General features: G+C 69.8%; 22 protein-coding genes. 5 read left to right on the plus strand and 17 right to left on the minus strand.

The window, feature by feature from the left end; translation table 11 throughout:
- Window positions 1–11: 11 nt before the first annotated feature.
- Together ACFVBH_RS12545 and ACFVBH_RS12550 are read right to left on the minus strand one after the other, a co-directional pair.
- Entirely contained in the window at window positions 12–650 is a 639-nt protein-coding gene (locus ACFVBH_RS12545; protein ID WP_354984612.1) for a response regulator transcription factor, read from the minus strand.
- Entirely contained in the window at window positions 647–2,038 is a 1,392-nt protein-coding gene (locus tag ACFVBH_RS12550) for a sensor histidine kinase (protein WP_379001439.1), read from the minus strand. Before ACFVBH_RS12550 ends, ACFVBH_RS12545 begins: the two co-directional genes overlap by 4 nt.
- Before the next feature lie 349 nt (window positions 2,039–2,387).
- On the opposite strand from ACFVBH_RS12550, the gene ACFVBH_RS12555 reads away from it, so the two are divergent.
- The 3 genes from ACFVBH_RS12555 to ACFVBH_RS12565 all read left to right on the plus strand — a co-directional run bounded on the left by ACFVBH_RS12555 (window position 2,388) and on the right by ACFVBH_RS12565 (window position 5,426).
- Window positions 2,388–2,951, plus strand: a complete 564-nt coding sequence (locus ACFVBH_RS12555) for a heme-binding protein (RefSeq protein ID WP_379001441.1) — start codon at window positions 2,388–2,390, stop codon at window positions 2,949–2,951.
- 103 nt (window positions 2,952–3,054) lie between these two features.
- Window positions 3,055–3,879, plus strand: coding sequence for an MIP/aquaporin family protein (locus tag ACFVBH_RS12560; protein WP_379001443.1), 825 nt, complete (start codon window positions 3,055–3,057; stop codon window positions 3,877–3,879).
- A 119-nt stretch (window positions 3,880–3,998) separates the two neighbouring features.
- Window positions 3,999–5,426 carry a WGR domain-containing protein gene (locus ACFVBH_RS12565; RefSeq protein WP_379001445.1) on the plus strand — a complete coding sequence of 476 codons (1,428 nt, stop codon included), beginning with the start codon at window positions 3,999–4,001 and terminating at the stop codon, window positions 5,424–5,426.
- A gap of 16 nt (window positions 5,427–5,442) precedes the next feature.
- Here ACFVBH_RS12565 and ACFVBH_RS12570 read toward each other — a convergent pair whose 3' ends face one another.
- From ACFVBH_RS12570 to ACFVBH_RS12580, 3 genes are all read right to left on the minus strand, one after another.
- Entirely contained in the window at window positions 5,443–5,946 is a 504-nt protein-coding gene (locus ACFVBH_RS12570; RefSeq protein ID WP_379001446.1) for a PaaI family thioesterase, read from the minus strand.
- A 111-nt stretch (window positions 5,947–6,057) separates the two neighbouring features.
- Entirely contained in the window at window positions 6,058–8,610 is a 2,553-nt protein-coding gene (locus tag ACFVBH_RS12575) for an ATP-dependent Clp protease ATP-binding subunit (protein ID WP_379001448.1), read from the minus strand.
- Between the two features lie 168 nt (window positions 8,611–8,778).
- A complete protein-coding gene (locus tag ACFVBH_RS12580; RefSeq protein WP_354984619.1) occupies window positions 8,779–9,012 on the minus strand; it encodes a hypothetical protein in 234 nt (77 codons plus the stop codon).
- Between the two features lie 262 nt (window positions 9,013–9,274).
- On the opposite strand from ACFVBH_RS12580, the gene ACFVBH_RS12585 reads away from it, so the two are divergent.
- Window positions 9,275–13,135, plus strand: coding sequence for a BTAD domain-containing putative transcriptional regulator (locus tag ACFVBH_RS12585; RefSeq protein WP_379001450.1), 3,861 nt, complete (start codon window positions 9,275–9,277; stop codon window positions 13,133–13,135).
- 93 nt (window positions 13,136–13,228) lie between these two features.
- Here ACFVBH_RS12585 and ACFVBH_RS12590 read toward each other — a convergent pair whose 3' ends face one another.
- The 4 genes from ACFVBH_RS12590 to ACFVBH_RS12605 all read right to left on the minus strand — a co-directional run bounded on the left by ACFVBH_RS12590 (window position 13,229) and on the right by ACFVBH_RS12605 (window position 16,591).
- On the minus strand, window positions 13,229–13,573 hold the full coding sequence (locus tag ACFVBH_RS12590; protein WP_354984621.1) for an Lsr2 family protein: 345 nt from the start codon (window positions 13,571–13,573) through the stop codon (window positions 13,229–13,231).
- A gap of 134 nt (window positions 13,574–13,707) precedes the next feature.
- On the minus strand, window positions 13,708–14,304 hold the full coding sequence (locus ACFVBH_RS12595) for an Rv3235 family protein (RefSeq protein ID WP_379001722.1): 597 nt from the start codon (window positions 14,302–14,304) through the stop codon (window positions 13,708–13,710).
- Between the two features lie 123 nt (window positions 14,305–14,427).
- On the minus strand, window positions 14,428–15,072 hold the full coding sequence (locus tag ACFVBH_RS12600; protein WP_379001452.1) for a hypothetical protein: 645 nt from the start codon (window positions 15,070–15,072) through the stop codon (window positions 14,428–14,430).
- Window positions 15,073–15,097: 25 nt separating this feature from the next.
- Complete coding sequence (locus ACFVBH_RS12605) at window positions 15,098–16,591, minus strand: flavin-containing monooxygenase (RefSeq protein WP_379001454.1); 1,494 nt, start codon at window positions 16,589–16,591, stop codon at window positions 15,098–15,100.
- A gap of 70 nt (window positions 16,592–16,661) precedes the next feature.
- Here ACFVBH_RS12605 and ACFVBH_RS12610 point away from each other — a divergent pair, with 70 nt between their 5' ends.
- Window positions 16,662–17,678 (plus strand): AraC family transcriptional regulator, encoded by a 1,017-nt coding sequence (locus ACFVBH_RS12610; protein WP_379001456.1) that lies wholly within the window; start codon window positions 16,662–16,664, stop codon window positions 17,676–17,678.
- Between the two features lie 22 nt (window positions 17,679–17,700).
- On the opposite strand, the gene ACFVBH_RS12615 is transcribed toward ACFVBH_RS12610, so the two are convergent.
- From ACFVBH_RS12615 to ACFVBH_RS12650, 8 genes are all read right to left on the minus strand, one after another.
- Window positions 17,701–18,513 (minus strand): nuclear transport factor 2 family protein, encoded by an 813-nt coding sequence (locus ACFVBH_RS12615; protein ID WP_354984625.1) that lies wholly within the window; start codon window positions 18,511–18,513, stop codon window positions 17,701–17,703.
- 139 nt (window positions 18,514–18,652) lie between these two features.
- On the minus strand, window positions 18,653–19,312 hold the full coding sequence (locus ACFVBH_RS12620; protein WP_379001458.1) for a hypothetical protein: 660 nt from the start codon (window positions 19,310–19,312) through the stop codon (window positions 18,653–18,655).
- 25 nt (window positions 19,313–19,337) lie between these two features.
- Window positions 19,338–20,294, minus strand: coding sequence for an MlaD family protein (locus ACFVBH_RS12625; protein WP_379001460.1), 957 nt, complete (start codon window positions 20,292–20,294; stop codon window positions 19,338–19,340).
- Entirely contained in the window at window positions 20,291–21,355 is a 1,065-nt protein-coding gene (locus ACFVBH_RS12630; RefSeq protein WP_379001462.1) for an MlaD family protein, read from the minus strand. Before ACFVBH_RS12630 ends, ACFVBH_RS12625 begins: the two co-directional genes overlap by 4 nt.
- Window positions 21,352–22,434, minus strand: a complete 1,083-nt coding sequence (locus tag ACFVBH_RS12635) for an MlaD family protein (RefSeq protein ID WP_354984629.1) — start codon at window positions 22,432–22,434, stop codon at window positions 21,352–21,354. Before ACFVBH_RS12635 ends, ACFVBH_RS12630 begins: the two co-directional genes overlap by 4 nt.
- The gene (locus tag ACFVBH_RS12640; protein ID WP_354984630.1) at window positions 22,434–23,456 is read right to left on the minus strand and encodes an MlaD family protein; all 1,023 of its coding nucleotides are present in this window, start codon (window positions 23,454–23,456) and stop codon (window positions 22,434–22,436) included. The genes ACFVBH_RS12635 and ACFVBH_RS12640 overlap by 1 nt, the downstream gene beginning before the upstream one ends.
- Entirely contained in the window at window positions 23,453–24,451 is a 999-nt protein-coding gene (locus ACFVBH_RS12645; RefSeq protein ID WP_379001465.1) for an MlaD family protein, read from the minus strand. Before ACFVBH_RS12645 ends, ACFVBH_RS12640 begins: the two co-directional genes overlap by 4 nt.
- Complete coding sequence (locus ACFVBH_RS12650) at window positions 24,448–25,476, minus strand: MlaD family protein (protein WP_379001467.1); 1,029 nt, start codon at window positions 25,474–25,476, stop codon at window positions 24,448–24,450. The genes ACFVBH_RS12645 and ACFVBH_RS12650 overlap by 4 nt, the downstream gene beginning before the upstream one ends.
- Between the last annotated feature and the right edge of the window lies 1 nt (window position 25,477).

Consider the following 25,477-nt stretch of genomic DNA (forward strand, 5'->3'; position numbering starts at 1 on the left):
CGGCGGTGCGGTCAGGGCAGTAGGCGCTGCTCGTTGGCGACGGCGACGGCGGCCGCGCGGGTTTCTACGCCGAGTTTGTCGTAGATGCGACCCAGGTGGGTTTTCACGGTCGCCTCGCTGATGTGCAGGGCGCGGGCTATCTCGCGATTGCCCGCGCCGCGGGCCAGGTGGGCGAGGATGTCGAGTTCCCGGGCCGTCAGGGTGGGCTTGGGGTGCCGTAGCTGGGACATCACGCGCTGGGCCACCGGCGGGGACAGCGCCGTACGACCCTGTGCGGCAGCGTGAATGGCGGCGAACAGCTCGTCGGCGCTCTCGGCCTTGAGCAGGTAGCCGGTCGCGCCCGCGGAGATCGCGCGGGTGATGTCGGCATCGGTGTCGTAGGTGGTGAGCACCAGGACGCGGGGGGCCGGGGCCGTCAGCGCGGTGATGCGGCGGGTCGCTTCCGCGCCGTCCATGTCCCCGCCCAATTGCAGGTCCATGAGCACCACGTCGGGGCGCAGCCGCTCGGCCAGGGCGACCGCCTCGGGACCGCCGCCCGCCTCGCCGATCACCTCGATGCCGGGGGCGCTGCCCAGCAGGGCGAGCAGGCCCGCGCGGACCACCGCGTGGTCGTCGCAGATGATCAGGCGCACAGGCGATTCGGCGGTCACGACGGCTCCAGGGGTATGGCGGCCGAGAGCACCGTGCCCTCGCCCGGTGCGGATTCGATGGTGAGCGTGCCCCCGAGCTGGCGCAACCGGGCCCGCATGGCCGGGAGGCCGTGGCCGCGCTCACCGGCGGCGGTCACGGTGTGCGGGTCGAAACCGCGCCCGTCGTCGGCGATGTCGAGCACGATCTGGTCGCCCAGGTGCGTCAGGGTGAGCGTCACCGTCCGCGCCGCGCCGTGCTCGCGCGCATTGGCCAACGCGCCCTGGGCGATTCGCAGCAGCGCGGCCGCGACGCGCGCGGGCGGCTCCACGGGGACGCCGTCGCTCGCGAAGCTCGCGGCGATGCCGTCCTCGGCCGCGCGGTCGGCCAGGGTGCGCAGAGCCGCCGCCAGCGAACCGTTCTCGGCCAGTTCGGCCGGTGCGAGATCGTGCACGAAGCGCCGGGCCTCGGCGAGATTCCGCTCGGTCACCCCGGCGGCGGCGCGCACGTGCGTCCGCGCCCGCTCCGGCTCGGCGTCCCACACCCGGTCCGCAGCCTGCAACAGCATGCCCTGGCTCGACAGCCCCTGCGCCAGCGTGTCGTGTATCTCCATGGCCACGCGCTGCCGCTCGGCGAGCATGCCCGCGCGCCGCTCGCTGCCCGCCAGCTCCGCCCGGGTGCGCACCAGGTCGTCGATGAGCGCGGCCTGCCGCTCGGTCTGGCGGCGCATGAACACGAACATCGCCGTCGCCACCGCCGCCACGGCCGGCGGCGCGAGCAGCACGTTCGGATCCAGCCACCCGGCCAGGCGCAGCTGGGTCACGACGATCAGCGCGGTCAGCGCGGCCACCACCCCCACCGCGATCCGCAACGGCAGAATCCGCAGCGCCAGATACAGCAGCGGGACCGCACACCACGCGAAGCTCGGACCCAGGACCACGAGCACCGCCCACACCGCGATGACCAGCCCCAGCCACAGCGCGGCACGCGCGTCGACCCGGCCGACCGGCGAAAGCGGCTCCGCCGCAGCGGCGTCGAGGCCGCCACCCCGCGTCGCTTCGCCCGGTGGCCGCGACCGATGGGATTCCGTGCGCCCGGACCCGCGAACGAGCGTCGCGTCCACCCGGGAACCGGCAGCTTCCGCCGGGTCCGGTGCGGAGTCCGGCGAGTAGATGACGCCGAGCTCGGGCCGGGCGGACTTCGCCGGGGCATAGGTGGCGGTGCGGTGCGAACCGAGGGCGTAGAGGACAGCCAGGGACAGCGACAGGGCGATCACCCACGGGGTGCGCGGGGTGTCCTGGTGGCGAACCAGGAAGCGGGCCAGGGACGCTGCCAGCAGGACGTAGAAGGCGATGTCCATGGTCAGGCCGAGGCCCCGCGCATCCGGGGCGGGCGGCGTACGGGAGTGCATGGTCGTCACCTCCTCCGTGGGGGCCGGGCAAGCGATTCGATGTGTCGCGAGCCATGACTCGATCTGTCGCGAGCCGTGACTCGATGTGGCGCGAGCCGTGACCCGGTGTGGCGCGAGCCATGACTCGGTGGCCCGCGAGCCGACGACTCGATGGGCGTGAGCTGGTCGAACAGCTCATTGTGCCGGGTTCGGGTGGTTTCGGGATCAACCGATCGGCTGACCCGGGTGTCGGCCGGGCGGGGGCGCGGATGTAGCCGCCGCGTCGATGTCGGCGCGCGCGCCGAGCCGAAGGATGGGCGGGGAAGGAACGGCGGCCTGCCGTACCACCCGACGACGCGAGGGAAACACCATGAACAGAAAGAGCATCAGCCTCCGGACCCGGCTCCTGGCCGGCGGCATCGCGGCCGTCGCCGCCACCGCGGGCGTGGTGGGCGTGGTCGCCTCGAACGCCGAGGGCACCGACCCCGCGACCAAGGCGCCGGTCGTCCCGGACGCCTCCGACGGCAATCTGCAGCAGAGCACGCATCTGACCATCGCGGCCGCCACGAAGGCGGCGCAGGCCGCGCTCGACGCCGCGCAGCGCGACAACCAGCGGGTCAGCGTGGCCGTGGTGGACCGCAACGGCAACACCCTGGTGCAGCTGCGCGGCGACGGCGCGGGACCGCAGTCCTACGACGCCGCCCGGGAGAAGGCGTTCACCGCGGTGTCCTGGAACGCGCCGACCTCCAAGCTGACCGAACGGCTGTCGTCCGCACCGCAGCTCGCCGACATCCCGGGCACGCTGTTCCTGGGCGGCGGCGCTCCGGTCGCCGCCCAGGGCGCACCGGTCGCGGGCATCGGCGTCGCCGGTGCGCCGAGCGGGGACCTGGACGAGAAGTTCGCGCAGGCCGGGGTGGCCGCACTCGGCGGCTGATCCGCCCCGACGCGTGTTCCCAGAGATTTGCCGAACTGAAAACCGTAGAGTCTGATCCGGTACGACCGTCAGGTGGAGGACACCCCGGATCGGAGGTTCCATCATGGATTTCAGCTCGATATTCATCAGCGAGGCACTGGGTACCGGAATTCTGATCCTGCTCGGAGCCGGCGTGGTCGCCAATGCGTTGCTGGCCAAGTCGAAGGGCTACGAGGGCGGCTGGCTGCTCATCACCTTCGGCTGGGGGCTGGGCGTGTTCGCCGGCGTGTACGTGGCCTACAAGACCGGCGGGCACCTCAACCCCGCCGTCACCATCGGCAACCTCTTCGCCGGATCCGCCGACTACGCGCCCGGCGTGCCGGTGACCTTCGGCAACACCGTCGCGTACCTGTCCGGGCAGCTGACCGGCGCGTTCGCCGGGGCGTGCGCCGCCTTCGCCGCCTACAAACAGCACTTCGACGCCGAGCCCGACGACACCAAGAAGCTCGCGGTCTTCGCCACCGGACCGGCCATCCGCTCCTACCGGTGGAACTTCCTGACCGAGGTCATCGCGACCTTCGCGCTGGTGTTCGTCATCCTGGCCTTCGGGCACACCCCGAGCGGGCTGGGCCCGCTGGCCGCGGCCCTGCTGGTCGTCGGCATCGGCGCGTCACTGGGCGGGCCGACCGGCTACGCCATCAATCCCGCCCGCGACCTCGGCCCGCGCATCGCCTACGCGCTGCTGCCCACCGGCCGCGCGGTACGACCGGCGGCGCAGCGGGTTCCGGCCGACGCCGGGCGCGGCGTCGCCGAGCGCATGCCCGAACAGCTTCCCGCGCACGCCGATTCGCAACACAAGGACGCCGACTGGGCGTACTCCTGGGTGCCGGTGCTCGGCCCGCTGCTGGGCGGCGCGCTCGCCGGACTGGTCGCGCAGCTGTATCTCTGACCGGCCCCCGGCCGCAGCTCTGACCAGCGATTTTCGGCTCACTCCCCGAATGTCGGTGTGACTTGCTAGTTTTCGCCTCGTAACAAGTTGACGAGCGGACAGGCACGGAGCGAGACGCGATGAGCACTACGGCCACCACCCACTACCTGGAACTGTCGGAAGACAGCGGTTCGGCGCACAAGTTCTACGAGGTGGTGGTGGCCGACACCGAGGTCACCATTCGCTACGGCCGCATCGGCGAGAGCGGCACCGCAAAGGTCAGTTCCTTCGCCACCGTGGAGAAGGCGAATGCCGCGGCCGCCAAGAAGATCGGCGAGAAGGTCCGCAAGGGCTACGCCCCCGCCGTCATGGGCGCGCGCGGCAAGCGGCCCGTCACCCGCCGCGCCATCGTCTCCCAGCGTTCCACCGCCAAGTCCGCCCCGGTGCTGTGGACCTTCGACTCCGGCGCCGCCGCGTTCGGCATCTTCGTGGACGAGCGCCGCTGCTGGGTCGGCAACGAGCGCGGCGATGTGTTCACCCTGACCCCGGGCGGCGAGGTCACCGGCCGCTTCCAGCTCCCGGACGCGGTGAAGTGCATTGTGGCCGATGACTTCTGGATCTACGCGGGCTGCGACGACGGCCGCGTCTACGACCTGTCCGGCAAGGTGCCGCGCGCGGCCTACGACATCGCCGCCAACGTGGACATCTACTGGCTCGACATCCACGACGGCACCCTCGGCGTCTCCGATCGCCAGGGCGGGCTGACGGTGATCGACCACGAGGAGGAATCGCTCTGGACCCGCAAGAGCACCGGCGATTCCGGCTGGATGGTGCGGATCGACGACGACGGTGTGTACCACGGGCATTCGAAGGGCGTCACCAAATACGATCTGGCCACCGGCAAGAACGCCTGGGACGTCAAGACCGGCGGCTCGGTGCTGTTCGGCTGGCAGGAGTCCGACGCGGTGTACGCGGGCACCAGCCACAACCAGGTGCGCATGGTGGCCAAGGACGGCCGGTCCGAGCGCACGTACCAGTGCGATCATGCCGTGTTCTCCTGCGCCACTTCACCGGACGGCCGCTACGTCTTCGCCGGCGACAACTACTCCTCGGTCTACTGCTTCGACTCGAACGGGCAGCGCCTGTGGAAGCTCGGCACCGGCTGCGGTTCGGCGTACTCCATGCAGTACCACGACGAGAAGCTCTACCTGGTCACCACCAACGGCTCACTGGCCTGCCTGGACGTGAGCGAAACCGCCATTCACGACGCCGAGCAGGGCGTGCTGCCGCAGACGGTGTCGGTCAAGGCGCCGGAGTTCTCGGCCGTGACCCCCAGCGCCACGGTGGAGATCACCGCCGAGGCCGGCGACGGCATCGTGGTGGAATGCGTGGACACCGGCGGCGGCCTGCGCGTGCACGTGATCTCGCCCGGCTACCAGCAGGGTTGGAATGTGCAGTTCCCCAAGAACATTCGCGAGGCGGGCGCGCGCTACGTGGTCGACGCGGTCTCGGAGTCGGCGCGCGGCGGCTTCTACCGCGTGCGCGGTGACATCCGCCGCCTGGGCTGAACCGGGGGTCCGGGCGCTAGCGGTGGGAGCTGAACAGCTCGCCCGGATTCGCGCCCAGATTCACGAAGTGCTCCTGCTCGACCTTCACGAAAATGGCCCGGCCGGTGGCGACCACGTCGTCGCCATCGGTCAGCTCCGACTCGATGAAGAGCTTGCGGCGCTGGGACGCGGTCAGCCAGGAAGTAACGACGAATTCCCGGCCCAGGCGGGCGGGTGCGCGGAAGTCGACATCGAGCTTCACGGTGACCGCGGGCTGGCGCAGCGGCAGCAGGATGGAACCGGACGCCTCGTCCAGGGCCGCCGCGACCATGCCCCCGTGCGCCACCCCGGGCGCGCCCTGATGCCGCTCATCGAACGAGAACGCCGCGCGCACCGTGTTTCCGCGCCGCTCGAAAACCATGCGCGGCGAGGACGGGTTCGACGGTCCGCACCCGAAGCACCCCGGGTGATGCGGCGGGAACGGCCCCTCGGCGAAGAGGTCACCCAACGGCAGCGCTGCCGACTCGCGATCGAGGTCCATGTCAGCAAGTTAACTCAGATTCGGTTGCAAAGCGAGAAGCGTCCCGTACGGCGGTGAACGCCGCGCCGAATCGGATTTCGGCGCGGCGCCCGGCCGGGACGAGCGGCAAGGTCAGTGCTCGCCGCCCTTGCCGTGGCCGTTGGAGTCGGCCTTCGCCTTGGCCTCGGTCGTGCCCTCGGCGGGTGCGCCCGCGGTCGCGATCGAACTCTGACTCGTCCGATCTTTGTCCCGGTGCACCGCCTCGACCACGAGGCCCGCGTCGTCGGCGTCCACCCGCACCGTGTCGCCGGGGGCCAGCGCACCGTCGAGGATCTTCTTCGACAGGTTGTTGTCCAACTGCCGCTGTACCGTCCGGCGCAGCGGTCGCGCGCCGAACTCGGGCTGATATCCGGTGTCCGCGAGCCAGTCCATGGCCTTGTCGGTGACGTCGAGTTCGATGTCCTGGGCGCGCAGGCGGCGGCGGGTGCCGTCGAGCACCAGATCCACGATGGTGCGGAGCTGTGCCCGGTCCAGGCGATGGAAGACGATCTGCTCGTCGAGCCGGTTGAGGAACTCGGGCCGGAAATGCTTGCGCAGGCGCTCCTCCAGTTGCGGCGTGATCGCCTCCAGATCACCGTCTTTCGCGGACAGGATGATGTCCGAGCCGATATTGCTGGTCAGGATGACGATGGTGTTCTTGAAATCGACGGTGCGGCCCTTGGAGTCGGTGACCCGGCCGTCGTCCAGCAGTTGCAGCAGCACGTTGAACACATCCGGGTGCGCCTTCTCGACCTCGTCGAACAGGATCACCGAATACGGTTGCCGCCGTACCTTGTCGGTGAGCTGGGCGGCGTCGTCGTAGCCGACGTACCCGGGCGGCGCACCGACCAGCCGGGACACCGTGTGCTTCTCCTGGAACTCGCTCATGTCGAAGCGGATGAGCCGATCCTCGTCCCCGAAAACCGCCTGCGCCAGCGCTTTCGCCAGTTCGGTCTTGCCGACGCCGGTCGGGCCGAGGAACAGGAACGAGCCGATCGGCCGCTGCGGATCCTTGAGCCCGGCCCGCGCGCGGCGCACCGCCTCGGCGACCGCGACGATCGCCTCGTCCTGGCCGATGACCCGCTTGTGCAGCACCTCTTCGAGTTTCAGCAGTTTCTGTCGTTCCTCGACGGTGAGATCGGCGACCGGAATGCCGGTGCGGCGCGAAATCACCTCGGCGATATCGGTGATCGTCACCGCGGGCAGTTCGGCGGCGTCGGCCGGGGCCGCCGCGCCCTCGGCCGCGGCGATGTCGGCCTTGAGCCGGTTGGCCTTCTCGTAGTCCTCGGCGTTGACCGCGGCGTCCTTCTCCCGGTGCAGGCGCTCGAGTTCCTCCTGCTGCTCCCGCGCCTCGGGCGCGCGGGTTCTCGTGCGAAGACGCACCCGGGCGCCCGCCTGATCGATGAGGTCGATGGCCTTGTCCGGCATGAAGCGGTCGGTGAGGTAGCGGTCGGACAGTTCGGCCGCCGCGATCAACGCCTCGTCGTCGTAGCGCACCTGATGGTGCTCCTCGTAGACGTCGACGAGTCCGCGCAGGATCTCGATCGTGTCCAGCACCGAGGGCTCGGACACCATCACCGGCTGGAAACGGCGCTCCAGCGCGGCGTCCTTCTCGATGTACCGGCGGTATTCGTCGATGGTCGTCGCGCCGATGGCGTGCAGCTCGCCGCGGGCCAGCGCGGGCTTGAGCAGATTGCCCGCGTCCATCGAGCCCTCGCCACCGCTGCCCGCGCCGACGATGGTGTGCAACTCGTCGATGAAGATCACCAGCTCGTCCGAGTGCGCCCGCACTTCGTCCAGGATCTTGGTGAGCCGCTCCTCGAACTCGCCGCGATACTTGCTGCCCGCCACCAGGGACGCCACGTCCAGCGCGACGACCCGGCGACCGGCGAGGGTCTCGGGCACGTCGCCGTTGACGATGCGCTGGGCCAGGCCCTCCACGATGGCGGTCTTGCCGACGCCCGGATCGCCGATGAGCACCGGGTTGTTCTTGCGCCGGCGCGAGAGGATCTCCACCGTCTGCTCGATCTCCTCGGCCCGGCCCACGACCGGGTCGACCTTGCCCGCCCGGGCCTCGGCGGTCAGGTCCCGGCCGTACTCGTCCAAGGTCGGGGTATCGCTGGGCGGGCGGGGCGCGCTCGCGGCGGGCAGCTTGGCGCCGGACAGGGCCTGGGCGGCCGGGCTCTCGGGGCTGGCGGCGATGCCCAGCAGAATGTGCTCGGGCCCGATGTAGCTGCTGCCGGCCTCCGCGGCGCTGCGCTGCGCGTTGCGCAGGGCGGCCTTGGCCGCGGGGCTCAGCGCGAGGGCGTGATCGGCGCCGTGCGCGCCGACCCCGCTGCCGGCGGCCGCGCGCATCTGCTCGCGCAATTGCCCGGGATCACGGCCGATTTCGGTGATGATGCTCGTGCCCGGCTCGATGTCGGCGGCGGCGTAGAGCAGATGCTCCGGGGTGATCTCCGCACTGCCCCATTCGTGCGCGGCGGCCCGGGCGCCATCGACCACGGCCTTCGCGCTTTCACTCAGCAAACGGGTCAGATCAATACGTTGCACCGGCGGCTGCGCGGCCATGCCGGATCCGAAGAAGCGCTCGAATATGTCGTCGAAAGAGTCGAATGATCCCCGGGAACCGGGCCAGCTCTGAGTCATCATCACCTCGTCGCGTCGGGCCGCGGCAGCGAATCAGCGAGCCGATCCGCGCAACAGCAAACAATTGGCGAACTCGACTCCACCCTAGTGACCCAATTCGGCACGGCAAGGGCCGTGACGAGTTCGTGCCCGGCGACCCCCATCACCCGCCGCGCCGACAGACCGGACTCAGCGAATTTCGGCGACCACCGGAGCGAATGGTGCGTAATCACGCACGCAGCCCTCGGTCCAATCCCAGGCCGAGCCGGGATCCACGGCTACACCCTGCTGCAACAACAGATGCCAGCCGTCCCCGGTCTTCTCCCAGATATCGCCGTCGCGGTCCACATACACCCCCGAGTCCGACGGCTCGATTCCACCGATACCGAATCCGCCTGCGGGGAAATCACATTGCTGCATCACGCCACATCACCTTCCTCGATTGGTTCCACCCGAAAGTATCCGCCGCGCCTCTTCCGGTGCTCTTCCGGCGGGGTTTCGAACATATGCATGAATTCGCGTTCGAAAAGGCCGGAGCTAGCACAGCAATCATCCCTTGCCGTTCTTCGGTCGTAACTATTGAACAACTTTTCCGCAAACTTTTGGCATCTTCGACTTTTTGCGGGATAGTGCTCTTCTTGCGGCGAACGTCCAGTTGGCCGGCGAATCGGGAAGGGCGTTCGGAATGGCAGGGCCGGAGATCAGGGTGCTCGGCCCGCTGCACCTGTCGCTCGACGGCCACGACGCCCCACTGGGAACACCCATGCAGCGCGCGGTGCTCGGCCGCCTCGTCGTCGCCCGCGGCCAGGCCGTCACCACCGACAGACTGATCGATGACCTGTGGTCGGGGCAACCGCCACCGCGGGCCGCCGCGGTCCTGCAGGTGCATATCCACACCCTGCGACGGCTGCTGGAACCGCACCGCGCGCGCCGCGCGCCCGCCCGCTACATTGTGTCGGAATCGTCCGGATATGCGCTGCGGATAGCCGAAACCGCCGTGGATGCCTGGTATTTCGAACAGCGGTTGCGCGCGTATCAGGAACTCATCAGCAATCCCGCCGCCCGCCCGGATGCCGCCCGCCGGATCAGCGAACTGGACGCGGTACTCGGACACTGGCACGGACCCGCGCTCGAGGCATTCGCCGATACCGAATGGGCGGCCGCCGAAACCGACCGGCTCACCGATCTGCATCTGACCGCGATCGAGATGAACGCCCAGACCAAACTCGAACTCGAACGTTTCGGCGAAGTCGTCCTCGAACTCCGCGCACTCTTCGACGAACATCCCGGCCGCGAGGAACTCGTGCGACTGCTGGCCACCGCGCAATACCGCACCGGACAGCAATTGGAGGCGCTCACCACGATTCGCCGCTCCCGCGAATTCCTCGGCCGGGAATTCGGCGTCGACCCCGCACCCGCCGTGCGGCATTTGGAGAGCGCGATTCTCAATCACGCCACCGAACTGCGCGCGCCGCCGGACGCGCCCCGGTCCCCCGGGACGGCACGGCCGACCGCCGGAGCCGCCATCTCGACCCCCGCGGCCACCCATACGGCAAGTGCCGCAGCACAACCGGCGGCGGGATCCGCCGGCACAGCCGCGCCGGAGCACCCCGCCGGCACCGGGTACACCGCCGAACTGGGCGAGTTGCTCGCCCTCGGCGAGAGTGTGCGCGCGGGCGGACTGCGCCTGGTCTGGATCACCGGCGAGGCGGGCATCGGCAAGTCCACGCTCGCCGAGGCGGCGCTGGGCGCGCTGGCCGCCACCGGGTGGCAGGTCGCGATCGGCGGCTGCCCCGAGATAGACGGTGCGCCCCCGGCCTGGGCCTGGGCCGAGATACTGGACGCCGCAGCGGGTTTCGCCGGCGCGGTGGATGCCGGGACGCCGCCCGAGCCCGTTCCCGCGGACGCCTTCGGCATGTCCCGGACGCTGGCCGAGCGGTGTCACCGGGCCGGTGCGGCGGCGCCGGTGGCGCTGCTGCTGGAGGACGTGCATCGCGCCGACACCGCCACCCTGCAGGTGCTGCGCCAGCTCGCGAGCTGGCTGCGCGACGAGCCGGTGCTCGTCCTGCTCACCACGCGCAGATCGGAAGCCGTTCCGGGGGTGCACAATACGGCGGCCGCGCTGGCGCCACAGACCGCGCTGCGGCTCCGGCTCAGCGGACTGGACCCCGAGGGCACCCGACAGGTAGCCAGGGCCGCGGGGCTGGCTCCGGTGGACGAAGACCTGGTGCACCGCCTGCACCGGCGCACCGGCGGAAACCCGCTGTTCGTCCGGGAACTGGCGAAACTGCTGGCCGCGCACGGCGACCTGGAGCAGGTGCCCGAATCGATCCGCGAACTCATCGACGATCGCGTCGCGCGCCTGCCCGCGGGCGTCACCGAGGTGCTGCGCCACATCGCCATCTGGGGCACCGGAATCGAACTGGGGACGCTCAGCTCGATCTCGGGTGTGGCGCGGGACGCGCTGATCGATCTGGTGACCGCCGCCGAGACGGCCGGCCTGGTCGGCGCCCGGGGTTCGGGGCGCATCGACTTCGAGCACACCCTGATTCGCGACGCGGTGTACCTGGGTATCCCGCCGCTGCGCCGCGGTCGCATGCACTGGGCGGCCCTCGAACTCCTGGCGGCCCCGGCGGCCGCGCACGCCCGGCCCGCCCCGGACCCCGAAGTGCTGGCCCGGCACGCCTTCCTCGGCGCGACCCCCGAAACCGCCTGGCATGCCATCGAATACGTCCGGGTTGCGGCCCGCCACAGAATGAAGCACCGCATGCGCAGCGAGACCGTCCGGCTCCTGCGATCGGCGGTGCAGCTGCACGAACTCGCCGGGCACACCGGCGAATACGCCGCGCGCCGCGACCGCGTGGCCCTGCTCGAGCTGCGCTGCACCCTGGTGACCGCACTCGCCTACGACAACCGGCACGGCGAGGCCCGCGCCGAACGCCTGCGCGCGCTCACCATGGCCGAGGAGCTCGGCGACGACGAGCTGCTGCACGCCGCCCTGACCAGCTGGCGGGTGCCGGTCATCTGGGCCATCCGCGAGTGGCGCCACCCGGATCACCGTGTCCGCCAAGCTCTTTCGCGCGCCCTCGCGAGCCTCGACGCGCTTCCGCCGCAGGCCGCGGACCGAGCCGGCGCCACCGCGACGAACCGGACAGCGGCGACCGACCACACCGCGGCTGCCTCCCACACCGCAGCAACCGACCACACCACGGCGACGGACCGGACAGCGGCAACCGACCACACCGCAGAGCCCGACCACACCACGGCAACCGAACGCACCACAGAGCCCGACCACACCACGGCAACCGAACGCACCACAGAGCCCGACCAGATCGCAGGGACCGCTGACACCGTGGCAACCGGCTACACCACCACGGACGAGCCCGCCGGCGGCGCGGAACTCGCGTCGGCTTCCGGGAATTCGGCCGCCGCGCTCGTGGCCGACGCGGCCGCGAGCGTGTACCCCGCGGGCGGCACAGCGCGCCGCGGACCGCACTCGGAGCAGGACGCGGGCGGGCAGACCAGCCCGGCCGGGGAGTTCTCCGCGGCGGTGAACGCTGCCGGCTCGATCGCGAAGAGCGAAGTGGCGGTGCGGCTTCGGATCGCGGCGTCGTTCGAGGCGGGGCTGGAGGAGTACGGCGCGGGGCAGGCACTCGCGCGCGAGGCACTCGCGCTTGCGCGCGAACTCGGCGACGCGGAACTGGTGTGCGCGGCGATCAACGCGCTGACCTATGTCGAGTTCGACTACGACGCGGAGTTCGTCGCACTGACCACCGAGATGGAACGGGTGGCGGAGGCGGCGGGGCTGGCCGACTACCGGGCACTGGCGCACTATCAGGGGTACCGGGTCGCGGTGGCGCGCATCGATCTTCGCGAAGCCGGGCGGCGGGCGGCGCACACCCTCGAATGCGCGGACGAGGGCCAGTTGCAGCCGCTGCTGGACATGGTCGGCTGCTTCGCCGCCACCATGGAGCTGCTGCGCGGCGAGGTCACCGCGGCCGAGCGGTTGTACGAGCAGTTCGGCAGGCGGATACGGCGTTCGGGCAGCACCAACGCCACCGAGTCGGAGTTGTTCTGCGCCATGGCGATCGGCTGGGCGCGCGGGAATCTCTCGGGGCTGGTGGACCGGATCGCCGCGAGCCACGCCGAACTCCCGAGCGTGATGGCGCAGCCGTACGCACTGGCGCTGGTGCACGCGGATCGCATGGACGCGGCGCGGGCGGTCTTCGAGCGCACCGATCCGCGGCACGACGGACCGTACCCGGTGCTGATGTCGGCGCTGCGGGCCCATACCGCGATCGCGCTGGGCAATACCGACTCGATTCGAACGCTCTACGAATTTCTATTGCCGCATACCGGCACGGTCATCGGCGTCGAAACCGGGATGGCGTCCTTCGGGCCCATGGACGCGGTACTGGCAGCGCTCGCCGACGCGGCCGGCGACTCGGGCGCGGGGGACGTACATCGCGAACAGGCGAGCGGACTGCTGGAACGAATCCGGGCGGAACTGCCGCGCGCCGGAGATTCGCCACTGCGTGCCGCGTAAATAAGCGCTGGTGGAACCTCTTTATAAGGCCGGAGCCGGTACCCATCGGGCACCGGCTCCGGCCGAATTTCACTACGGGATTTTCCCGTTATTTTACTTCGAGCGCTGGTACGCCTCGACGATCTCCGCGGGGATACGTCCCCGGGAGGACACCTGATGCCCCTGGGCCCGTGCCCACTCACGGATCGCGGTGCTCTCCTCGCGATCCACCGCCGGACGGGTACGCCCACCCGCCACGGCGACCTTGCGCTGCTTGGAGCGCCCCACCTTGCGGGCCTTCTCGGTCCACGCTTCCAGCGACTCCCGCAACTTACCGGCGTTCTTGATCGACAGGTCGATCTCGTAATCCATCCCGTCGATCGAGAAAAAGACGGTTTCGTCGGCCTTCGATTCGCCGTCGTAGTCGTCAACCAGAGTTACGGTGACTTTCTTCGCCATGGACTGCCCTTCCACGTAGAGGTGCCGCTATTCGCCGAAATGCTAATGCCATGACTGGAAGGTTTCAAACCAGGCACGTTTGGAATTACCCGAGATCAGACTATTCTGCTATTACCGCGCAGACCAGACGGTCTTCAGCACACCCGGAATGCGGTCAACCGCCACCCCGAACGACCGCGAACAATACGCGCCGCAAGGGCGAAATGTCTGATTCCTCGATCGTATGCGGCACACACTTCCGCCCACCGCGAGTCCGACATGATCACATCCACCCTGGTGAGGGTCGCGCCGCCGAGTTCACGCCCGGGCGCCGCCCCCGTGCTCGCCAGCGTGCTCAATGCGGCGATCACGGGAGGCTCGGCCAGCGGGCGCAACTGCGCCGGAGAACGGCGGCCGTCCAGCACCTCCAGGACCACGCGCAGCACGGCACGGGCGAATTGCCGTGCGCCGGTGTGCGCTTCGCCGGAAGTGACCGATTTCGCAGGCTGCGAAGGCGTTATTGCCCGTTGTAGCGCAACGGCTCCGGGACGTGCATCCACCGTTTTTCGTATGACGCCATTGCGACAGGAGACCGGGCGCGTATGCGACACCGAATGGCCGCGCACCATTGTTTGCCAATGTGTTGCGCACGTGGGTAAATCGGCCGTCCAGTATTCGGCGGCGACACCGCCGAGCGCCAGCGGCGGCTCCAACCCCGGTGCGCGGGAAAGGAATCCACCGTCCGAACCCATGGCCACCCCCGGTCGTTCCTCGGCTGCCGTGCTCTCTCGAACCCATCCTCGGACACGACCCGCCGCGGGCGCGGGCGAGCGCGGACCTCGCACTCCCCCGGAAGGCGCTGCCCGCCGGGCGAATCAGCGCAGCAGCGCCAGCCTGCCCGCGAAATCGGTGGGCAGATACAGCACCGGGCTGGTCGTCCAGAGCTGTCCGGAGTACGGATCGTAGTGATTCGGCATGGCCACGCCCGCCGGCGCGAAGGCGTCGAAGCCGTGCGCGGCCGTGGTGCGGGTGGCACGCCACAGATGGTCGGCGAAAGCCACCACCGCCGCGCGGTCACCGGCGACCGCACCGCCCCGGACCTCGGCGATCTTGGCCGCTACCCCGTCGGTGGAGAGGTAGACGAGCGTGCCGTCCGCGGCCCGATCCGGATCGATGGCGATGACATCGGTCATGCCGTACGCGGACCGCAGCACCTCGGCGATCTCGGTCTGCGCGTAGACCGGAATGCGGCGATCCCCGCGCGCGGCGACCACGGCGGCAGCGAGTTCGGTGTTGACCGGCCCCGGCTCGCCGACGGTGCGGGCCGGATCGACGCCCGCGGGAACGCGATTGCCGAAGCTGTACGCGACGATGAGCGTCGCGGACTCGGCCGGGGCCGCGGGCACCGTCCACAGATCGGCGACAGCGGGCGGCGGGGCGGCCGGGCCGGCGGTCGCCACGGCCGCCGAGCCCAGCAGCGCGGCCGCCACCAGGGGCACTAACTTCCAGGTGGAACTCATACGCCCGATGCTAGCCAGGGGTGTCTCAAACCTGCTGGAGGGCCTTGCCGGCGGTCACCGGGCGCAGTGTCTTGCGCAGGTCGGTACGCATGGTGGTGGCCGCGTCGATCAGGTAGTTCTGGCGCACCTGCCACGGATGCCGGTCACCCTGGCGCGGGAACTGCCCGATGGACCGCTGGATGTACCCCGAGGCCAGATCCAGCAGCGGCCGCTCGCGCAGCTCCCGATCCGGTTGCGGCACAACGGCGCTGTAGCCCTGCCGATCCATGAAGCCCAGGATGCGGCACACCAGCCGCGAGGACAGGTCCGCGCGCAGGGTCCAGGAGGCGTTGGTGTAGCCGATGCACACCGCGAAATTGGGCACGCCGGTGAGCATGGTGCCCTGCCAGACGAACTCCTCGGCCAGCTGTACCGGAACCCCGTCCACCCGCAGCTCGATGCCGCCGAAGGCCAGCAGCTGCAGGCCGGTGGCGGTGACCACCACGTCGGCCTCGAGGACCCGGCCCGACTTCAGGCGAATGCCCTCGGGCACAAAGCTTTCGATGTGATCGGTGACGACCTCGGCCCGGCCCTTGCGCATGGCCTTGAAGAAATCGGCGTCCGGCACCGCGCACAGCCGCTGGTCCCACGGGTCGTACTCCGGGGTGAAGTGCTCGGCGACGAGGTCCCGGTCCTTCAGGATGCGGGTGGTGAGCCCGGTCAGCAGCTTGCGCGCGGCCTCGGGCCGGCGGCGGCAGTACTGATAGAAGCCGATGTTGAACAGGATGTTCTTGGTGCGGATGACCCGGTGCGCGAGCTTCGGGGGCAGTTTCTCCCGAATGCTGTCCGCGAGCTTGTCCCGGCCCGGCACCGCCGAGATCCAGGTGGGACTGCGCTGGAGCATGGTGACCCGCTCGGCCTGCTCGGCCATCGCCGGCACCAGCGTGACCGCGGTCGCGCCGCTGCCGATGACCACGACCTTCTTACCGGTGTAATCCAGGTCGGCGGGCCAGAACTGGGGGTGCACGACGGTGCCGGCGAACTCGGCCAGGCCGGGGAATTCCGGCGCGTGGCCGCGGTCGTAGTCGTAGTAGCCCGCGCAGGAGTAGAGGAATCCGCAGGTGAGAGTGCGCAGTTCGACGGTGTCCCCGGTGCGCTGCTCCAGGGTCAGCTCCCAGTGCGAGGCGGCGCTGTCCCATTCGGCGCCGACCACCTTGGTACCGAAGCGGATGTGCCGGTCGATGCCGTTCTCGCGGGCGGTCTCCTCGATATAGCTCAGGATGGACGGCCCGTCGGCGATGGACTTGGCCGCGACCCAGGGCTTGAACGGGTAGCCCAGGGTGAACATGTCCGAGTCCGAGCGCACGCCCGGGTAGCGGAACAGGTCCCAGGTGCCGCCGAGGGCGGCGCGGCTCTCCAGCACGGCGTAGCTGCGGCCCGGGTGCTCGGTCTGCAGACGATAGGCCGCGCCGATGCCGGACAGTCCGGCTCCGACTATCACGACATCGAGGTGTTCGGCGGGGGTTGTCGCGGCGTTCATGTCTTCCAGTCTGGGACGGCCGTCCGGTCCATTCTTGACTCTGGGCGACAAGTATTTGATTCTGTACGACATGTCGGTCATTCGATCCGCCGGATTGCGCGGATTCCGCGCGACGGTCGGCGAGCTGGGCGGAGATCCGGAAGAGCTGGCCACCCTGTGCGGACTGCCGATCGAAGCCCTGGACACCGACGATCTGCTGGTTCCGGACCAAGCCGTGGGCGCGGTCATGGAACTGGCCGCCCATCGGCTGCACTGCCCGGATCTGGGCCTGCGCATCTCACGCCGCCAGGACCTGGACATGCTCGGCCCGCTCGCGCTGGCCATTCGCAACTCCCCCACCCTGGCCGACGTCCTGGACTGCACCTCGCGCTACCTGTTCGTGCACGCGCGCTCGCTCAGCCTCACCATGGGACCGGACCCCTACGGCGATCGCGGCGTCATCGCGCTGCGGTACACAGTCACCCAGCCCGGTCTGCCCATCCCCGTCCAGGGCACCGATGTCGGTCTCGCGTTCGTGCACCACACGATCGCGCGGCTCGCCGAACCGCGCTACGGGCTGCGCTCGGTCGAACTGCCGTACCGGCCCGCCGCGCCCATCGCGGTGTACGAGGAATTCTTCGGCGCGCCGGTGCGGATCGAGCGGCCGGTGGCGCTGCTGCGCGTGCCCGCGTCCCTGGCCACGCGCGCACTGTCGGGCGGCGACGAGAATCTGCATCAGCTCGCCATGGCGTTCCTGTCCCGCCAATCCGGCGGCGCGGCCGCGGCGCTCACCCCGCGGGTGCGCACCACGCTGCAGAAGCTGCTCGGCACCACCGCGCCCGAAATCGACGCTGTCGCACGGCTGCTCACCCTGCACCCGCGCACGCTGCAACGCCGGCTCGCGGCCGAGGGCACCTCGTTCGCGACCCTGCTGGACGAGGTGCGGCGCGGGGAGGCCCGGCGCTACCTGACCACCACCGACATCCCCCTGGGTCAGGTGGCCTCGCTGGTCGGGCTGTCCGAACAGTCGACCTTCACCCGGTGCTGCCGGCGCTGGTGGGGCGCAACGCCATCGGCGATCCGGCGCGGCAGCGCCGCCCCGAACTGACCACCGGGCCCGGCGCCCCGGTTCACAACTGGCGACTCGGCACGAACACCCGCACGCCGCTGATCCGAGCGCCGCGCTCGGTGAAGTCGAGCTGTGCGATGCCGCGACCCTCCCGGGTCTCCACGCTGGCGGTGACATTGCGCCCGGCCGCCAGCGGCTTGCTCCAGCGCAGCCCCTTGGCGCGAAGGGTGAAGTCCTCCAGTGACATCCGCTCGTCACCGGCCCACGACAGTTGCGGCACCGGCGCCAGCGCCGCGTGCGCGCCCGCGACCTCGCCGCGGCCGATGGCGTCCAGCAGCCGGGCCGCGGCCTGCTTGCCCGCCTTGCCGACGCTGCTCATCCCCTTCATGAAAGCCAGTGCGCCGCCGACGCCCTGATTGCTCACCAGCTGCGGACCGAGCTTCGCGCCGGCCAGCAGGCCCTGCGCGCCCGAACCCATCAGCTGGGCGATCATGCCCGGCAGTTCCCAATGCGCGCGCAGCGCACGGATTTTCAGCACGCCGTCGACCTCGGCCAGGTCGTAGCGCAGGTGCATGGGCACGTGCAGGGTGACGCCGGTGGACATGGTGGTGGCGATGCTCAGATCCCGGAAGACCGTCATACCGCAGACGACGTCATTGGCGACGTCGAAGGCGATGCCGTTGGGCGCGATGAAGGTGTCGTAGAAACGCTCGATGGCCGCGCGGCCGATGTGCGGGCGCGAGCCCACCGGATCCTCGACACTGCCGTTGTCGGCGAACAACCCCACCCAGGCGGCGCGGTCGTGCACGCCTACGGCCTGCGGTGAGGCTTCGACGGTCGCCAGCAGTTCGGCGGCAGTGGGATTCGCGGGCACGGTTCCTCCAGGTGATCAGCAAGCGCGCGCGATGATACCGGCCGTCCCGTACCCCGGTCCCGGGAACGGGACCGGACGTGTGCGGCACCACTTTCCGCGCCGCGGCCGTCCGGGCCCTGCCGCTCGGATCGCGCCGCCGCTACTGCTTGGGGAGTGCGAGGTTGCCGCCCACGTCGGTGATATTCCAGTTCTGCGACGGATCGATGGTGACGTTGTAGGTCACCGTGGTCTGCACGCCGTCCGGATTCTGGGCGTTGGTCGAGGTGACGTTCAGGAAGACGTTGACCTGGTAGCGGCCGTTGTCGTGGGTGGCGACCTTGGCCGCGACCGGGGTGGCGCTCGAGGTCCACTTCAGCGGGACCAGGATCTCCTGGAGCTTGGGCGCGGTGGCGTCGAACTTGGCGGCCAGCGCCGGGCTGGTGTTGGCCTTGAGCCGGCCGTTCCAGGCGTTCAGGTCGGTGAAGTCGATGTTCGAAGCGCCCACCGCGTAGTCGGTCGCGACCTGCTCGGCGTGCCGGGCATCGTTCGCGGCGGCCTCGTTCGAGGCGAGGTCGTGCCGAGCGGAGAGCCACAGTGCGGTGGTGGTGAAGAGCGCGCCGATCAGGACCACGGCGGCGGCCGCCAGGCCCAGCGTGGAGAGCTTCAGCTGCACGGTCTTCGCCGCCGGGGCGGGAGCCGCCGCCGGCTCGGCGGCGGGCTTGCCCAGGTTCACCGGGGCAGCCTCGGGGGCGGCTCCGGCGGATGCCACCGACTCGGATTCGCCGGCGCCAGGGCGCTTCGGATCGGTGTCCTGGGACATCCGTGTTCTCCTTCTTCGGGTACTGCTATTTGACGTTGACCTGCACGCGCACCGCCCTCTCGCCGGTGGCCGCGAGGGCCTGCGAGATCAGGGCGCTGATATCGAGCTGGGGGCCCGTGGTGCGCGCGGCATCCGCGAGCGGCTGCAATTGGGGCGCGAGGCTGTTCAATTCGGGACCGGCCGCCCGCAACCAGTCGGTCAGCTTCGCCAGGAAGGGCGCCAGACCATTGCTGTCCACATACGACTGCGGTCCGGGGGTCTGGTCGACCAGTCTACCGACAGCGTTGACCAGCTCTTCGAGAGACCGAGTGAACTGCAACAACGCGGGGGCAGCGGCCGCGGTGGCCGCACCGATGCCGTCCATGTTCGAGGCGGCAGCCTGGAAGCTGTTCAGTAGCTGAGCAATCTTCGGTTCCCGGCTCATGATCGCCGAGGCCAGCAGATCACCGGCGCGCGTGAGCTGGGGCATCACGCTCTCGGTGCCGTCGAAGGCCGCGCCCAGGGTGCTCGCGAGCGAGGCGGCGACCTTCGGGTCGAGCTGATTCATGACCTGGTTCAGCTGACGCGACACCTCGGGAATCGACAGCGGGGACTTGATGGTGGCGGTGTCCAGGCGCTGACCGTCGCGCAGATAGGGCCCGGCGCCGGTCTTGGGCCGGATCTCCACGTACGGCTCGCCCAGCGCCGAGAGCTGCTCGATGCTGATCACGCTGTCGGTCGGCACGCGGCGGTCGGCGTCGACCCGGAAGCCGACCTCCACCCCGCTCGCGGTACCCGCCACCGAGGTGATCTGCCCGACCCGCATGCCGGTGAGCAGAATCGGCGAACCGACGCTGAGACCGCCGGAATCGGCGAGCACCATCGAGGCGTGCGTGAACTCGGCGAACGGATCCGCGCGCACCACACCGAAAGTCAGGTACCCCGCACCCACCACGGTGACGGCGGCGATACCGCCGAGCGAGGCCAGCGATCCCCACTTCATCGCACCGCTCCGATCATGCGCAGGGTCGAGACGATATTTCCGACCTGGTCGTCCTTGGCCACCGAATCCACCCGCACCCCGGTGACATTCACCTTCGGGCCGCGTTCCACGAAGGGAATCAGCTTGTCGCGCAACAGCGCGACGAGCAGCGACAGATTCGAGGGAACCGAGGTGTCGAGCGGGCGGCCCGAGAGCGCCAGCGGCACTAAGGCCTGCGCGGCGCCGTCGGCCGCGGTCACCACCGGCGTCAGCCACGGCAGCGCGCCGCCGATCTGCCCCAGCGCGGTGAAGATCTGGGCCACACCGCGAATCGACTCGGTCGCGCCGGTCATGGCGTCCACCGACTGCTGACTCAGCTCGTGATCGAGGAAGTCCGCGCGGTCGTGCAGCACCTGGGCGTTGGTGCCCAGGCCCTCGAGCAGGGAGTCGATCGAGTCCAGATTCGCCGCCAGATCCACGGCGTTGGCCGCCGCGTTCTGCGCGATGCGCTCGGTCTCGCCCGGATCGGCGGGCAGCACGGTGTTGAACCGATTGATGATGTCCTGCAACTGATTCACCGCGCCACCCTGGGTGAACGCGGCCAGCGCGGCCATGGTGTCCTCGAGCTGCACCGGCGGGCGGGTGCGCTCCTGCGCGATGGTGCCGCCGTCGGCAAGCAGTTGCCCGAAGCCGTCGGTCGGCGTGGTCAGGGCCAGGTGGATGTCGCCGAGCACGGTGTTCTGGCGCAGTTCGGCGATGGTGGTCGCGGGCAGCCGCACATCGGCCGAGATGTCGGCGTCGACCACCACGTAACCGCCACGGCCGCCGCCGGCACGCACCGAATCCACCACGCGCACACCGGCTACCGAACCGACCTGCGCGCCGTTGGCGATCACCTTGGCGCGGGCGGGCAGGTTGAGCACGTTGGCGAACTCGATGTGCACCCGATAGGTGGGGCCCGAGACCGTGGTGCCGGGGACCGGCACCGACGACGGGTCGAAGGCGCAGCCGCCGACGCCCGCGAGCAGTCCGGCGGTGAGCACCGCGGCGCCCGCGCGCCGCTGCCAAGTTCGAATTGTCATCGCGCACCTGCCATGTCGAGCACCAGCGGCACCAGCGGCACGTTCACCATGCCGTCGGCGGAATTCGTGCACGCGCCCGGGGTCAGGGCGTTCACCGCGGCGCACACCCGTTCGGCCTCGGGCACGGGCAACGCCGCGCGAGGTGAGCCGTAGGTGACGCCGTCACCCATGACCGACCGCGCGGCGCCGGTCAGCACCGGAAGTTTGAGCATGATCTCCGAGATCGACCCGACGTTGGCGCGCAGCAGGCGCACCAGCGGCAGGGTGTCGTCCAAGGCCCGCATGATCGGATCACCGGCGATGGTGACCAGGTCGTTGAGCATGGGCAGCGCCCGGCCGAGGCTGTCGATCAATTCCGCTCCGGGACCGAGCAATTCGGTGCTCGCGTTGTTCAGCGCGGGCGCCAGGCGCAGCAGCATGGAGCGCAGATCGCCCCAGTGCTGCTCCACCTTCACCCCGACCGAGGCGAAGGCGTCGAAGATGCCCGCCAGGTGCCCGATGTCCGCGTCGGGCGCGGCCAGCGCCGACCCGAGCTTCTTGACGATCTCGTTGATCTGCGGCCCGGCCCCCGCGGTCGCGGTGTCCAGCCCGGCCAGCCCGTGCTCGAGCGCGTTCGGGGAGTCGGCGGCCTGCAGCTGCGCGGACAGATCCGCGATGGCGGTCAGCGTCTCGGTGATGCTCTTGGGCGTCAGCGTCTTGTCGATGCATCGGCTCGAATCCCATTGCGCGGCATTCTTGCCACTGAACAGCACCGCCAGATTGCGGTCCGCCACAATGGAATCGGCGACGGTCGTGGCCGCGGCGTCGGCGTAGACCGGGTACTTCGCGTCCACCGAGAACGCGACCTTGACCTTGGCCCCCTCGGCGGCGATGGAATCCACCGTGCCCACCGCGATGCCGCGCATCGTCACCTTGTTGCCGACGTAGAGGCCGACCGCGTCCGGCATGAGGGCGCAATAGGATTGGGTCTTTTTCATGGGGTCGAAGTAGACGAAGTAGCCGACCGTGGCCAGCACCGCCACCAGGACCGCGCCCGCGACCGACATGAACGCCTGCGAGCCGAGCATGCGCTTGAACATCAGCAGTCCTTTCCGGGCACCGGCACGCACACCGGCGGCACGGTCACCGTCTGCTGCGACTGATCGACGTGCACGCCGTCCGCGGGGATGACGAGTTCGGCGAACCTGTGCTGCAGGCTCTGCGCGGCGGCCAGGGTGGGCTCGAAACGCCTTCCCAGCTCTTCCAATTGGTCGATCGCGTCGGTGAGTTTGGTCTTCAGCGACTCATCCCAGGCGGGTTGGGCGCCGGCCAGCCGGGCCACGACGCCGCCGAGCAGGCGCAGCGCCTCGGCCATCTCGGTGTGCTTGTCCTCGAGCACGGTGACCAGCAGGTTCGCGTTGTCCATGAGTCGGCCCAGATCGGATTTGGCGCCGTCGTACATGGTCACGTACTCGTCGGCCACCGCGACGGCGTTGGACACCTGGGTGCGCTGGCGTTCGAGCATGTCCACGTAGGCGCCCACGGTCGACAGGGTGGTGCGCAGGCTGTCGGGCGCGGCCGCGAACGAATCGCCCAGCGCGGCCAGATTGCGGTTGAGGCTGTTGCCGTCGAGCGCGGCGAGCGGGGCCGCCGCGTCCTGGAACGTCTGAACCAGGCTGTAGGGCAGGCGAACTCGATCCGCCGGGATGGCCGAGGACCCCAGTTCCCGCTCCCCCGCCGGGAATACCGCGACGTAGTGGCCGCCGACGATGGTCAGCATGCGAATGTCCAGGGAGGTCTGATCGCCCAGGAAGACATCCGAATCCACGGTGAAGGTCATGATCACGCGATCGGGTTTCAGCTCCAGCGTTTTCACCTCGCCGACCGAGATGCCGGCGATGCGCACGTCGTCGCCGATCTTCACCGACTGCGCCTCGGACAGCTCGGCGGTGTAGGTCTGCTTGCCGAACGGCACCACGAACAGCACCCCGACCGCGACCAGCGCCACGACCAGCAGGGCCGCGCCGATCACGCCGCGGCGCAACTCGCGCTTCTTGCGGGTGCCGTCGTCGATGACCAGATCCTCGCGCCGCAGCGCGTCGCGCAGGCGCGCCACACTCATCCCTTGCATATCGCCACCCGCTGTCCCGAGATCAGCACCTGCACCAGCTCCGGCAGTTCGGCATTGCCCTTGGCGCACACCGGTTTCCAGCCGGTGGCGTTGGCGGGCGCGGCGGCGTCGGCGGCGGTGAGCACCGCGGGCAGCCGCCCGAACACCTCGACCGCTTCCGCGGCATCCGGGAAGATCTGCCGGATCAGCGCGTCCACGTCGTTGCCGCTGGTGATGCCGAGCGTGCGCAGCAGATTGTCGATGGGGCCGAGCACCGACGGTGCGGTCATGGCGAAGTGCGCCAGTCCGCCGATGTTCGCCTGTAGCGCTTCGAAGATGTCGCTGAGCCGGGCCAGCAGCGGCACCAGGTAGTGCACCCGTCCGCTCAGCCGGTCGTCCAGATCGGACATGTTGCGAATCAGCGTGCCGATCACCTGCTGCCGGTTCTCCACGTGCGCGGCGAGCTTGCCGATCGCGTCCATGGCCGGGCCGATACCGCTGCCGTCGCCCTCGATCAGCGCGACCATGCTGGCGCTGAACTGATTGATGGACTCCGGGGAAATGGTGGCCAGCACCGGCTTCAGGCCGTTGAACAGGCTCGTCACGTCGAAGGACGGCACGGTGCGATCGGTGCCGATCCGCGAGTCCGCGGCGAGGCGGTTCCCGGGCGCGGGCTGCTGCTGCAGATCGATGTACCGCTGTCCCGTGAGGTTCTGGTAGCGAATGGCCAGTGTGCTGTTGTCGTAGATCGGGGCATCGGTCTTGACCGAGAGCCGCACCAGCGCCTGCGCACCGGCGAGCTCGATGTCCTTGATCTTGCCGACCTGCACGCCGTACATGCGCACGTCGTCCCCGACCTTGAGGCCGTTGGCGTCGGTGAACAGGGCCTCGTGGTTTTCGGTGTCCCCGGAGACCGGCCGCGAAATGGCCGTGAGCACCAGGGACAGCACCACCCCGATCACCGAGGCGAACAGACCCAGCCGCCAGGCCGCACCCTTGACGGTCATCGCACACCTCCCAGCAGCGGCACCGCGACCGCGGGCACGCCGCGCAGATCGACCTCGAGATTCAGCACCGGTCCCTGCCCGTCGTCGGGCATGGCGGCGTGCAGGCGCTGCAGCAGCGTGCGCAGTTCGACCGCGGATTGCTGTGGGCGCGGCAGCATCTGGGCCAGCATCGTGAGCACCGGCGCGAGCATGTCGGTGAGACCGGACAGTTCGGTCCCCGCGGTGCCGAGGGTGCCCGCCAGCGTGGGCAGCAGCTGCTGGGTGACGATGGCCAGGCCCGCGTCGTACTGCGCCCGATCGCGCTGCAGGCGCTGCATGCTCAGGATCATGTCGACCGATTGCACGGTGGCCCCGGCGAACCGGCCGCCGCCGTCGAACGCGGGGCCGAGTTCGCCCAGCAGTCGTGACAGCGGCATCGTCTGGTTGTCCGCGATCGTGCGGGTCGCGGTGATGAGCGCCTGCGCCAGCGGCATGAGCGCCTCGGTGTCGGCCGCGGCCTGCGCGATGACCGAGGCCATCTGCGGGGTCAGCACCGAATCGCCGACCTGCGACGCGCTGCGCAGGATCGAACCCATGGTGGCGTCGTAGACGGCGCTCGCCCGGGCACCGGTCAGATCGATGAGCGCGCCCGCGCGCAGCGGCGAACCGCCGGGCCCGCGACGCAGATCGATCTCACTGATGCCGAACAGGTTCGCGGGCGCGTAGTCCACCCGCAGGCTGTCGTCCAGCCCGAACAACCCGGCATCGTCCAGGCGCAGATCGATGCGCTGGGTGCCGTGCTCGTCCGGGGTGATGTCGGTGACCTTGCCGACCAGCACGCCGTTCATGCGCACATCGGTGCCGACGAGCACGCCGTCGCCGATCTGCTCGGTGCGCAGCGTGACCGCAAGGCCCACTTCGGCTTTCTGCGAGCGGTACAGCGCCCAGCTCGCGGCGACCGCGAGCACCAGCGCCACCGCGATGGCTCCGACGGCCATGGATCGCTTGCGATCCACGGCGACGCCGGGCATTCCGTAGTTCGGCATC

Origin of the sequence: Nocardia sp. NPDC057668, from assembly GCF_042799795.1 — a bacterium.
In the GTDB taxonomy this organism is placed as follows: Bacteria; Actinomycetota; Actinomycetes; order Mycobacteriales; family Mycobacteriaceae; genus Nocardia.